We start from the raw sequence: 11,476 nt of genomic DNA, 5'->3' as shown, positions 1-11,476 counted from the left end.
CCAAGACGCGCTACAAGGCAGATCCCTCGAACGGACCCGACCGTGCGCTTTCCCCCCCACCTGCTCGAAGAGATCCGCTCCCGCCTGCCGGCCTCCGAGGTCGTCGGCCGGCGCGTGCGCCTCAAGAAGGCGGGGCGGGAATGGCGCGGCCTGTCGCCCTTCAACGCCGAGAAGTCGCCGTCGTTCTACGTCAACGACCAGAAGCAGTTCTATCACTGCTTCTCCTCGGGCAAGCACGGCGACATCTTCACCTTCGTGATGGAGACCGAAGGGGTCTCGTTCCCGGAAGCCGTGGAGCGGCTGGCCAACGAGGCCGGGGTGGCGCTGCCGGCGCCGAGCGAGGCCTCGCGCGAGAGCGAGACGCGCCGGCGCGGCGCGCTCGAGGTGATGGAACTGGCTTGCGTCTTCTTCGAGGAGCAGCTCGCCGGCCGCGCCGGGGCGCGCGCCCGCGACTACCTCGCCGGCCGCGGGCTCGACGGCGAGATCCGCCGCACCTTCCGCCTCGGCTACGCCCCGCCCGAGCGCTACGCATTGCGCGACCACCTCGCCGCCCGCGACGTGCCGGCCGAGCTAATGGTGGAGCTGAACCTTCTCACCACCGGCGACGACATCAAGGTGCCGTTCGACCGGTTTCGCGATCGGGTGATCTTCCCGATCCGCGACGTGCGCGGCCGGGTGGTCGCCTTCGGCGGCCGCGGCATGAGCCCGGACGCCAAGCCGAAGTACCTCAATTCCTCCGAGACGCCGCTCTTCCACAAGGGGCGGATGCTCTACAACCATCACGCCGCGCGAAAGAGCGCGCACGACACCGGCCGGGTGATCGCGGTCGAGGGCTACGTCGACGCCATCGCGATGACGCTCGCCGGGCACCCGGAGGTGGTGGCCTCGCTCGGCACGGCGCTGACGGAGGACCAGCTCGCCCTGCTCTGGCGCATGGCCGACGAGCCGATCCTGTGCTTCGACGGCGACGGCGCCGGCCGGCGCGCCGCCTACCGCGCCCTCGACGTGGCGCTGCCGGCGCTCCAGCCCGGGAAGTCGCTGCGCTTCGCCCTGATGCCGGAGGGCCAGGACCCGGACGACCTCTTGCGCACCGGCGGGGCCGGCGCCATCGACCGGGTGCTCGACGGCGCGAGGCCGCTGGTCGACGTGCTGTGGTCGCGCGAGACCGAGATGAGCCCGGTCGACACGCCGGAGCGCCGGGCCGGCCTCGCCCAGCGCCTGCGCGAGATCGTCAACGGCATCCGCGACGAGACCCTGAAGCGCTACTACCGCGACGAGATCGAGGCGCGGCTGCGGAGCTTGAGCCCGAGCGGCGGCGCCCGCCGGGAGGGCGGGGGCGACCGGACGTTCCGCGAGCGCGCGCCCTTCGTGCCGCGCGGGCGCGGGCTGCCGCCGGCCCCCGTCTCGCCGCGGCTCACCGCCCGGGCGAGCCCGCTGCTCGCCCGCTCGTCGCTGTTCTCCGGCGGCTCGTCCTCGCGCGAGGCCCTGATCGTCGCGGCGCTCCTCGTCCATCCCGAACTGCTCGCCCGCGAGGCCGAGGAACTGGCCGAGGTCGAGTTCGAGGGGGCGGATGCGCGCGCGTTGCGCGGCGCGCTCCTCGATCTCGCGGCGGAGGGCGGGGCGGGCGAGGCCGCGCTCCTCGACGCGCGGCTGGAGCGGGCCGGGCTCACGGCGGCGGCGGGCCGGATCGCCGGCCTGGTGCGGCCCGGAGACCGCTGGGTGCTCGATCCGCACGCCGATCCGATGCGGCTGGAGGACGCGCTCAGGCAGGCCGTGATCTTGCACCGCAAGGCTGGAACGCTACATAGCGAACTTCGGGCGGCCGAGCGCGCCCTGGCGGAAGAGGAAACGGAGGCCAACTTCGCCTGGCTGCGCGACGTGAAGACCCGCCTCTCCGTCGTGGCGGGCGCCGAGGCCGAGGCCGAGGCGACCGAAGAGACGGAGTCGCCCTGAACGCCGCGCGGAACTTGGGCGAAGCGCGCGAGAGGCGCGCGACTTGGGCGAAGTGCGCAACTCGGGGCGAAGCACGGCTTGCGGCTTTCGTCCGGACTAGTTAACGGCAAGTCGATCGATTGGCTTGCACATTTGCGTGAGATCCTGGGGCGGCTCGTGGGCCGTCCGACGAGACATCACGGTGCCGGCACGGCGGGAGCCTCCCCCGCCTGGGCACTGCCGACACCGGGAAGCATAGGCTGAGCATGGCGACGAAGGCAACGGAACGAGACGAGACCGAGGCGGCCCCCGAGCAGCAGACCGACGGCCCGCTCCTCGACCTGACGGATGCCTCCGTCAAGCGGATGATCAAGCTCGCCAAGAAGCGCGGCTACGTCACCTACGACGAGCTGAACGAGGTGCTGCCTCAGGAGGAGTTCACCTCCGAGCAGATCGAGGACGTGCTGGGCCAGCTCTCCGAGCTCGGCGTCAACGTCGTCGAGGCCGAGGAGGCCGACGAGCAGCAGGGCGAGGCCGCGCCGCAGGAGGCCGCCGAGGAGGAAGAGGCGAGCGAGGGCGGCGAGGTGGCCGAGGTCGCCGCCGCGCGCCCCGTCGCGCTCCGCGCCGAGACCGCCAAGGAGCCGACCGACCGGACCGACGACCCGGTCCGGATGTACCTGCGCGAGATGGGCTCGGTCGAGCTTCTCTCCCGCGAGGGCGAGATCGCGATCGCCAAGCGCATCGAGGCCGGGCGCGAGGCGATGATCGCCGGCCTGTGCGAGAGCCCGCTGACCTTCCAGGCGATCATCATCTGGCGCGACGAGCTCGTCGACGGCCGGGTGCTGCTCCGCGACATCATCGATCTCGAAGCCACCTATGCCGGCCCCGACGGCCGCGCCGGCCCCGCCGAGGGCGAGGTCGAGGGTGAGGGCGACGAGGAATCCGAGGGCGAGACCCCGCCGGAGGGCGAGGGCGACGAGGACGACCTCGAGAACAATGTGTCGCTCTCGGCGATGGAAGCCGAGCTGAAGCCGCGCGTGCTCGAGACCTTCGACGCGATCGCCGAGAACTACCGCAAGCTGCGCAAGGTCCAGGCCGAGCAGGCCGAGACCCGGCTGAAGGGCGCGGCGGCCTCCGAGTCGCAAGGGCAGCGCTACTCCGAGCTGAAGAACACCGTCGTCGCCGACGTGAAGTCGCTGTCGCTGAACTCGAACCGCATCGAGGCGCTGGTCGAGCAGCTCTACGACATCAACAAGCGGCTGATCTCGCACGAGGGCCGCCTGATGCGGCTCGCCGAGAACCACGGCGTCGCCCGCGACGAGTTCCTGCGCCACTACCAGGGCTACGAGCTCGATCCGCACTGGGTCGAGCGGGTGGCCAAGCTCGGCGGCAAGGGCTGGAAGAACTTCACCGAGCGCGGCGCCGTCAACATCCTGACGCTGCGCGAGCAGATCATCTCGCTCGCTTCCGAGACTGGCCTGGAGATCCAGGAGTACCGGAAGATCGTCCACATGGTCCAGAAGGGCGAGCGCGAAGCCCGCCAGGCCAAGAAGGAGATGATCGAGGCCAACCTGCGGCTGGTGATCTCGATCGCCAAGAAGTACACCAACCGTGGCCTGCAATTCCTGGACCTGATCCAGGAGGGCAACATCGGCCTGATGAAGGCGGTCGACAAGTTCGAGTACCGCCGCGGCTACAAGTTCTCGACCTACGCGACCTGGTGGATCCGGCAGGCGATCACCCGCTCGATCGCCGACCAGGCCCGCACGATCCGCATCCCGGTGCACATGATCGAGACGATCAACAAGATCGTCCGGACCTCGCGCCAGATGCTGCACGAGATCGGCCGCGAGCCGACCCCGGAGGAGCTGGCCGAGAAGCTGGCGATGCCGCTGGAGAAGGTGCGCAAGGTCCTCAAGATCGCCAAGGAGCCGATCTCGCTCGAAACCCCGATCGGCGACGAGGAGGATTCGCACCTCGGCGACTTCATCGAGGACAAGAACGTCGTCCTGCCGATCGACGCGGCGATCCAGTCGAACCTGCGCGAGACCACCACCCGGGTGCTGGCCTCGCTCACCCCCCGCGAGGAGCGCGTGCTGCGCATGCGCTTCGGCATCGGCATGAACACCGACCACACCCTCGAGGAGGTCGGCCAGCAATTCTCGGTGACCCGCGAGCGCATCCGCCAGATCGAGGCCAAGGCCCTGCGCAAGCTCAAGCATCCGAGCCGGTCGCGGAAGCTGCGCAGCTTCCTCGACAACTAGGACGTTCCCTCGCCGGAGTCAGGCTTCCGGCTTCGGCAGCCCTCCGCCTCGTCCCGGGTTCTCGACTTCGTCGAGCCCCGGGATGGGCGGGAGAATGGTGCAGCGTCAGGAAGAAGTCCCGCCTGACCGGAGCCCGACGACGTCGGGCCGCCCCTTCCTGCCAAGCCTTGCCGTTTCGTCCGGCAGCGCCCATGTCAGAGCCATGCACGACCAGCCTCGCCCCAACTCCGCTCCGACGCCCACGGCCGCGGCGGACGGGTCGGAGGCGAGCGACATCCCGATCGGCCTGTTCCGCGAATGCGTGGCGTTGCGCGACTGGCTGCTCAGCGAGGGCGCAAGGCTGCCTGAATCCGGCGACCTCCTCGCCGGCATGGCCGAGCGGCTGAATGACCTCGGCGTGCCGGTCGACCGCGCCACCACCGCCATCGACGCGCTGCACTCGGACTATTCCGGCGTCGGCCGGTTCTGGACCCGGGAGGACGGCGTCAGCTTCCGGCTGTTCCCGCACGGCGAGGCGACCGAGAAGGCGCTCGCCCGCAGCCCTTTCGCCTACGTCTACGCCACCGGCGAGTGGCTGATCCTCGACCTGCGTGAGACGCCGGACGACCGCTTCAGCATCGTCCCGGAGCTCAAGGCGGCGGGCTACACCCACTACATCACCGTGCCGCTGTTCTTCACCAACGGTACCAAGAACGGCGTCACCTTCGCGACCCGCGACCCGCGCGGATTCGGCGACGACGACCTAGCGATCCTGCGCTTCATCGTGCCGACCCTGTCGGCGGTGATGGAGATGCGCGGCCTCAACGCCCGGCTCGACCACGTGCTGCGGGTCTATGTCGGCGACGGACCGCACCAGGCGATCCTCGCCGGCTTCATCCGCCGGGGCCAGGTCGAGCGGATCCGCTCGGCGATCCTGTTCGCCGACATGCGCGGCTACACCCGCCTCACGGACGCGCTGCCGCCAGAGGCCTCGGTGGAACTGTTGAATTCCTACTTCGACTGCCTGGTGCCGCCGATCGAGAGCGAGGGCGGCGAGGTGCTGAAATACATGGGCGACGGCTTGCTCGCGATCTTCCGCGAGAGCGGCGACGATCTCGGCGGCGCGGCGCAAGGCGCGCTCTCGGCCGCGCAGGCGGCGTTGCGCCGCGTCGAGGACGCGAACCGTGCCGGGCGGTTTCCCACCCGTATCGAGGTCGGCATCGCGCTTCACCACGGCGAGGCGGCCTACGGCAATGTCGGCTCGGGCGCCCGGCTCGATTTCACGGTGATCGGTCGCGACGTGAACCTCGCCAGCCGGCTTGCCAAGCTCAACAAGGTGCTGTCCGAGCCGCTGCTGATGTCGAAGCCCTTCGTCGACTTCCTGTGGGGCGACCCCGAACTGCTCGGCACCCATCCCCTCGACGGCTTCGCCGAGGAGATGGCGATCTATCGTCCGGGCAAAGGCGGCTGAGGAGCGGCTGCAGGGTGGTTGACGGCGGGCCCGTCCCCCGCCAGATAGCGGATGTTCCAGGGAGATCCCCGACAAGGGGCTGAGACACCGCTGGACCGTCCCTCGGGCCCGGTCAGCGCGGAAATCCTTCGAACCTGATCCGGCTCATACCGGCGTAGGGATTGGACAGGGTCCTCTCGGCCCCCTCGCGCATCATCCGGCCACCGGGCGCAGTCCACTCTCTTCGGGCCACCGTGGAGACGAGGGTGCAGGCGCAGACGATCGGACGGCGGGGCGGGACCCCGGACCCGGAGAGCGACCGGCTGCTGGACCGCGTCGACGTGGCGGTGATCGGCGCCGGGCTGATCGGCCTGTCGGTCGCGTGGCGCCTGGCGCGCGCCGGTCTCGCGGTCGCGGCGATCGAGCGCGGCCGAGCCGGGGACGGCGCCAGCCTCGCGGCCACCGGCATGCTGGCGGCCGCCGCCGAGCACGAGCCCGGGGGCGAGGCCCTGTCGCCGCTCTGCCTCGAGAGCCAGCGCCTCTGGCACCCGTTCCGCGACGAGCTGGAGGCTAAATCGGGCCTGTCGATCGATTACCGCCGCGAGGGCACCCTCGTGATCGCGCTCGGCCGCGACGAGGTCGAGCGCCTGCGCTTCCGCTACGACTTGCAGCGTCGCGACGGGCTGTCCGTCGAGTGGCTGTCCGGCCCCGCCATCCGGGCTCGCGAGCCGGGCCTGCGCCCGACCGTCACGGCCGGCATCTTTTGCGCCGACGACCACCAGGTCGATCCCGCCCGCACGATGGCCGCCCTGCGCCGGGCGCTTCGCGCGGCCGGCGGGCGCCTCGTCGAGGCGACCACCGTCACTGCGCTCACCCGCGAGGGCGGCCGGGTCACCGGCGTCGAGACCTCCGCCGGCTCCGTGAAGGCCGGCACCGTCGTGCTCGCCTCCGGCGCCTGGGCCGGGGAGGGGAGCCTGGTGCCCGACCTCGCCTTGCCGGTCCGCCCGCTCAAGGGCCAGTCGATGGCGTTGCAGATGACCCCGCGCAGCGGGGTCCTCTCCCACGTGGTCTGGACCGAGCAGGTCCATATGGCACCGAAGGGCGACGGCACGCTCATCGTCGGCGCCACCGTGGAGGAGACCGGGTTCGACCCGCACCTCACCGGCGGCGGGCTCTTCGCCCTGCTGGAGGGCGCCCGCCGGGCGCTGCCCGGCGTGGAGGAGATGCGGGTGACGGGAATCTGGAGCGGCTTTCGCCCGACCTCCGACGACGACGCCCCGATCCTCGGCGAGGCCCGGCCCGGCCTGGTGCTCGCCACCGGCCACCACCGCAACGGCTACCTCCTGGCCCCCGTCACCGCCGAGGCCATCGCCGGCCTGATCCTGCGCGGTGAGACGCTGCCGGTGGCGGCACCCTTTGGCCTTGCCCGGTTCGCGCCGGGACATCCCATTCAAAGCGAGACGGCATGAAGCTCTTCGTCAACGGCGAATCCCGCGATAGCGAGGCCGCCACCCTCGACGCCTTGTGGCGCCAGGAGACCGCCGACCTGGATCTGCCCGGCCCCCAGGGCTTCGCCATCGCGCTCAACGGCGCGGTGGTGCGCCAACGCGACTGGGCGACGACGGCGCTCGCCGAGGGCGACCGCGTCGAGATCGTGCGGGCGATGCAGGGGGGGTAGGGGACACGTCCGGGCCGGTCTCACCCCGACCCTGTCCCGGATCTCCCCCCTCCGACGCTCCAGTCGTCCGGGGACAGGGCAGCGGCTCGCGACAGGCCCCACGATCGCCGCGGCGCTGCGCTCCCGATGCGTTGTCGTCAGAAACCCCAGGTCCGCCACACCGACACCGCCGCTGCGACCAGCACGGCGAGCCAGGCGCCGGCGACCAGCGTCAGGACGCGCCGGCGGCCGGAGCGGGGCCGGTTGTCGTTGGCCGCGCGGCGCAGCCGGACGGCCGCGGCGGCGTAGCCGTGGGTGGACGCCGCGATCGTGGCCGGGCGGGCAGGGGCGGTCTTGCGCAGGCTCGTCATGGCGATTCGTGCTCGTCGAGCGACGAATAGCACGCGCCCGCGCGGAGCGTGAGCCGGCCGAACGACGCAAGCCGTCAGGCCGAGAGCCTGACCGGGCGGGCGGCTCTCCGCGGAGCGTGGTCGTCGATCCAGTGCGGGCTGAGCACGGCACCGTCCTCGGTCACGATCCAGGGTAGGGCCTCGGGATCCTGGCCCTCGACGGCCGCCACGAGGGCGGCGCGCAGGGTGGGGTAGCGGCGCGATTCCCGCGGTCCCGGCGCGGCGCGCGTGCCGTGCCACACCATCAGCTCGGCCGGACGCTCCATCTGCGGCATCCTCGGACTCCTCTCGCCGGACCGGGAGAGAGTGGCGGATGCCGCGTGAGGCGGCGCTTACCGGCGGATTGCGATTCGGTCATGAAGCCGCGTCACGATTCCGCCGGCGCCTCGCGGTGCGGTCGCAGCTCCGGGGCGCCGAGCTCGGGCTCGGCCTCCGCCGCGGGCTCGGTCCGGCTCTCGGCCCGGCTGGTGTCGATGAACAGGCGCGCCTCGCCCTCGCTGAGACCGAGGCTGCGCAGGGAATAGAGCGCCATGCCGAAGCCGACCTCGCGCTCGGCCATCAGCACCAGCCCGACCCTCTCCTCCTCGAGGGCGCGCCGCTCGCTGTCGCTGTGGGTGCGCACCACGGTGTCAATCCCCGGATTGGCCTCGCGGGCGATCTCGATCAGGCGGCGGGCCTGGTGCGCGTCCGGGCTCGCCACCACGAGCAGGCGCGCCCGCGCGATATCCGCCGCATCGAGGATGCCCGGCGCGCCGGCATCGCCGAACACCGCCGCGATGCCGGCAGTTCGCAGCTCCTCGACCCGGCGCCGGTCGCGCTCCACCACCACGAAGGGCAGCTCCCAGGCCGCCAGCGCCTTGCCGATCGCGCCGCCGACCCGGCCGTAGCCGATCACCACCGCGTGGCCCTCGCGGCCCTTGGCGTGGGCCGACACCGCGATCTCTTCGGTCCCGCGCTCGAACCGGGCGGCGAGGCGCGGCCGCGCCTCGACGAAGCCGCTCAGGCGGCTCATGCCGGCGAAGATCAGCGGGTTGAGGGTGATCGAGAGGAGCGAGCCGGCCAGGATCAGGTCGCGCCCCTCCGGCGGCAGCAGCTTGAGGCCGATGCCGAGGCTCGCCAGGATGAACGAGAACTCGCCGATCTGCGCCAGGCTCGCCGCGATGGTGAGCGCCGTCGAGAGCGGGTGGCGGAAGGCCAGGACGATCGCCACCGCCGCGAGCGACTTGCCGACCAGGATCACCGCCAGGGTGGCGAGCACGGCGAGCGGCTCGCGCAGGAGGATCGTCGGGTCGAACAGCATGCCGACCGAGACGAAGAACAGGACCGCGAAGGCGTCCTGGAGCGGCAGCGAATCGGCGGCGGCCTGGTGGCTGAGATCGGACTCGGCCAGCACCATGCCGGCGAAGAACGCGCCGAGCGCGAAGGAGACGCCGAACAACTCGGCCGAGCCGTAGGCGATGCCGAGCGCGAGCGCGAGCACCGCCAGGGTGAACAGCTCGCGCGAGCCGGTGCGCGCGGCCTGGTCGAGGAGCCAGGGCACGGCGCGCCGCCCGCCGGCCAGCATCAGCCCGGCGAAGGCCGCCACCTTGGCGAGGGTGAGCCCGAGGGTGAGCCAGATGTTGCCGTCGCCGGCGATGCCGTGCGCCGCGCCCGCGCTCTCGCCGCCGAGCGGCCCGGCGAGCGCCGGCAGCAGGACGAGGGCCAGCACCATCGCCAGGTCCTCGACGATGAGCCAGCCGACGGCGATGCGGCCCTTGTCGGAATCGAGCAGGCCGCGCTCCTCCAGCGCCCGCAGCAGCACCACCGTCGAGGCGACCGAGAGGGCGAGGCCGAAGACGAGGCCCGCCCCGAGGCCCCAGCCCCAGGCGAGGCTCAAGGCGAGTCCCATCAGGGTCGCGACCGCGATCTGCACCACCGCGCCGGGCAGCGCGATGGCGCGCACCGACATCAGGTCGCCGATCGAGAAGTGCAGGCCGACCCCGAACATCAGCAGGATCACGCCGATCTCGGCGAGCTGCCCGGCCAGTTCCGCGTTGCCGACGAAGCCCGGCGTGTGCGGCCCGACCGCGACGCCCGCCAGGAGGTAGCCGACCAGCGGCGGGAGCTTCAGCCGCTGCGCGAGCATGCCGCCGACGAACGCGAAGACGAGCCCGAGGGCGATGATGGCGATCAGGTCCGAGGCGTGCGGCACGGGCGGGGCAGTTCCTTCGGGAGTCGGGCGCCGCAGGGGCAGCAACCTGAAGTCCGAAGTCTAGCAGCCTTTCCGGGTTCCCGCCGTGCCGCACCGCACCAAAACGCGCCCGCGCGCCTCAAAAAATCCGCGCCGCCGGCGGGCCCGCGACGCGAGGCGCTGCCTCAGCGCCCGAACGGCCGCCGGGCGGCGCCGGCGGCGCGCGGGAGCCGCGGCAGGCTGGCTCCCGGCCGGGCGGCGAGCACGATGACGATCGCCCCGAGGGTGGCGGAGGTCATCACGAGGAGCTCGGTCGTGAACATGCGGCAGCCCTGGCGGTGAGGGGACGCCGCTGTGCGGCAGTCGAAAATATCAATGGCCCATGCCGGATGGACGATTGCCGCCCGGCGCCGCTGCTCTAGCTCGCCGCGGGAGCGGACGGCCATGTGACATCCCGCCGTGAGGCAGCATGTCCGCATCGACCGCCCACGATTCTGACGCATTGGGCCGGCCACTGGCGTCCGGCCGCGCGATGCGGCATCAGCGACGGACGATCTTGTGCGCGCACCGCACCGCCAGACGAGGGTGTACAGTATGAAGAAGGTCTTGACCGGGGCGCTCGTGGCCCTCGGCCTGTCGTCGGGCGCAGCGCTCGCGGCACCGAAAGACCCGAGCGGGACTTGGTTGACCGAGGACGGAAGGGCCCGCATCCGGATCGAGAAGTGCCCGAGCCGCACCGACCGGGTCTGCGGCTACGCCGTCTGGCTCAAGACCCCCAACGACGACAAGGGCCAGCCGCGGGTCGACTTCAAGAACACCGACGCCAAGAAGCGCAGCCGCCCCTCGCTCGGCCACCAGCTCATCATGGGCCTGAAGCCGAACGCGGATAACCGTTACGAAGGGCAGATCTACAACGCCGACGACGGCAAGCTCTACGACGTCTCGATCTGGACCGAGGAGCCGGGCGAGCTCAACGTGCGCGGCTGCCTGATGGGCTTCCTGTGCGGCTCCCAGACCTGGACCCGGGTGAACGACGTTGCCCCCGGCCAGCTCACCGCCGCCACCGGCGCCCCGAACGGCCCGCGCCCGGACGCGGAGTGGGCCGCGGCGCCCAAGGCCGCCGCGCCGAAGCCGTGACGCGCAGCAGCCCGGGCGGCGCCCGGATCGCGACGCGGTCCGCGGGCTAGCCGGTCGTCGGGCGATGTTTCTCCAGGGCACCTGCCGGTCGCGGCAGGTGCCTTTTTTTATCTGAGTACCGGTCTCGCGAGCGCAATCGAGGATTGTGCTGCCCCGATGCCGTGCCGGCCTCCGGCCCGCCACCTTTTCCGCCGGTGACCGGCGAATTTCGCAACCTCAAGTAATGATTGCCTCAGATCGTGACGCGCCGCGTTGCCGAGGCGTTGCTGAAGGACGGCAAAGGCTCACGCCGCCCCCGCGGGCTAACCGTGAGATCAAGTTTTGAGCAAAAATTCCTTTTGCAACCGCCCATCTTGGAATCAGAACTTGCGTTTAAAGCAGCGGTTTTACCGCGAGCGGTTGTACGGCGCTGTCGCCGCCTTCGCTCTACTCGTGAATAGAAAATTTTCATTGACTGACGGGGGTTTTGGCGGCATG

The 11,476-nt window shown here is 71.3% G+C and carries 10 protein-coding genes and 1 riboswitch; of the genes, 6 read left to right on the top strand and 4 right to left on the bottom strand.

From position 1 onward, the window contains the following. The first annotated feature begins 42 nt into the window (after positions 1-42). From dnaG to thiS, 5 genes are all read left to right on the top strand, one after another. The gene (gene dnaG / locus ACS5PV_RS20530) at positions 43-1,953 is read left to right on the top strand and encodes a DNA primase (protein WP_455397196.1); all 1,911 of its coding nucleotides are present in this window, start codon (positions 43-45) and stop codon (positions 1,951-1,953) included. Positions 1,954-2,198: 245 nt separating this feature from the next. Beyond that, entirely contained in the window at positions 2,199-4,196 is a 1,998-nt protein-coding gene (gene rpoD / locus ACS5PV_RS20525) for an RNA polymerase sigma factor RpoD (RefSeq protein ID WP_455397195.1), read from the top strand. Between the two features lie 202 nt (positions 4,197-4,398). Beyond that, on the top strand, positions 4,399-5,646 hold the full coding sequence (locus ACS5PV_RS20520; RefSeq protein WP_455397194.1) for an adenylate/guanylate cyclase domain-containing protein: 1,248 nt from the start codon (positions 4,399-4,401) through the stop codon (positions 5,644-5,646). 49 nt (positions 5,647-5,695) lie between these two features. Then, positions 5,696-5,825: riboswitch (TPP riboswitch) on the top strand. Between the two features lie 66 nt (positions 5,826-5,891). Beyond that, complete coding sequence (thiO, locus tag ACS5PV_RS20515) at positions 5,892-7,094, top strand: glycine oxidase ThiO (RefSeq protein WP_455397193.1); 1,203 nt, start codon at positions 5,892-5,894, stop codon at positions 7,092-7,094. After that, positions 7,091-7,303 (top strand): sulfur carrier protein ThiS, encoded by a 213-nt coding sequence (gene thiS, locus ACS5PV_RS20510; protein ID WP_455397192.1) that lies wholly within the window; start codon positions 7,091-7,093, stop codon positions 7,301-7,303. The genes thiO and thiS overlap by 4 nt, the downstream gene beginning before the upstream one ends. Before the next feature lie 137 nt (positions 7,304-7,440). Here the strand turns inward: thiS and ACS5PV_RS20505 are convergent, their stop codons facing one another. From ACS5PV_RS20505 to ACS5PV_RS20490, 4 genes are all read right to left on the bottom strand, one after another. Continuing rightward, positions 7,441-7,653, bottom strand: coding sequence for a hypothetical protein (locus tag ACS5PV_RS20505; protein ID WP_455397191.1), 213 nt, complete (start codon positions 7,651-7,653; stop codon positions 7,441-7,443). Positions 7,654-7,727: 74 nt separating this feature from the next. Next, the gene (locus tag ACS5PV_RS20500; protein WP_455397190.1) at positions 7,728-7,967 is read right to left on the bottom strand and encodes a hypothetical protein; all 240 of its coding nucleotides are present in this window, start codon (positions 7,965-7,967) and stop codon (positions 7,728-7,730) included. Between the two features lie 92 nt (positions 7,968-8,059). After that, positions 8,060-9,883: a YbaL family putative K(+) efflux transporter gene (ybaL, locus tag ACS5PV_RS20495; protein ID WP_455397189.1), complete on the bottom strand. Its 1,824-nt coding sequence runs from the start codon at positions 9,881-9,883 to the stop codon at positions 8,060-8,062. Between the two features lie 164 nt (positions 9,884-10,047). Then, on the bottom strand, positions 10,048-10,185 hold the full coding sequence (locus tag ACS5PV_RS20490) for a hypothetical protein (RefSeq protein ID WP_162596083.1): 138 nt from the start codon (positions 10,183-10,185) through the stop codon (positions 10,048-10,050). A gap of 271 nt (positions 10,186-10,456) precedes the next feature. Here ACS5PV_RS20490 and ACS5PV_RS20485 point away from each other — a divergent pair, with 271 nt between their 5' ends. Beyond that, the gene (locus ACS5PV_RS20485) at positions 10,457-10,999 is read left to right on the top strand and encodes a DUF2147 domain-containing protein (protein ID WP_455397188.1); all 543 of its coding nucleotides are present in this window, start codon (positions 10,457-10,459) and stop codon (positions 10,997-10,999) included. Positions 11,000-11,476 lie beyond the last annotated feature (477 nt).

It is taken from the genome of Methylobacterium sp. Gmos1, assembly GCF_053764715.1.
The sequence above is the reverse complement of the archived record's forward strand: the minus strand, read 5'-3'. Positions and strand labels throughout refer to the sequence as shown.

Bases quoted from the DNA above. Each gene is read 5' to 3' on its own strand.
- ACS5PV_RS20485 (WP_455397188.1), top strand. From the start codon at position 10,457: ATGAAGAAGGTCTTGACCGGGGCGCTCGTGGCCCTCGGCCTGTCGTCG.
- ACS5PV_RS20490 (WP_162596083.1), bottom strand. From the start codon at position 10,185: ATGTTCACGACCGAGCTCCTCGTGATGACCTCCGCCACCCTCGGGGCG.
- ACS5PV_RS20520 (WP_455397194.1), top strand. From the start codon at position 4,399: ATGCACGACCAGCCTCGCCCCAACTCCGCTCCGACGCCCACGGCCGCG.
- ACS5PV_RS20505 (WP_455397191.1), bottom strand. From the start codon at position 7,653: ATGACGAGCCTGCGCAAGACCGCCCCTGCCCGCCCGGCCACGATCGCG.
- thiS (WP_455397192.1), top strand. From the start codon at position 7,091: ATGAAGCTCTTCGTCAACGGCGAATCCCGCGATAGCGAGGCCGCCACC.
- rpoD (WP_455397195.1), top strand. From the start codon at position 2,199: ATGGCGACGAAGGCAACGGAACGAGACGAGACCGAGGCGGCCCCCGAG.
- ACS5PV_RS20500 (WP_455397190.1), bottom strand. From the start codon at position 7,967: ATGCCGCAGATGGAGCGTCCGGCCGAGCTGATGGTGTGGCACGGCACG.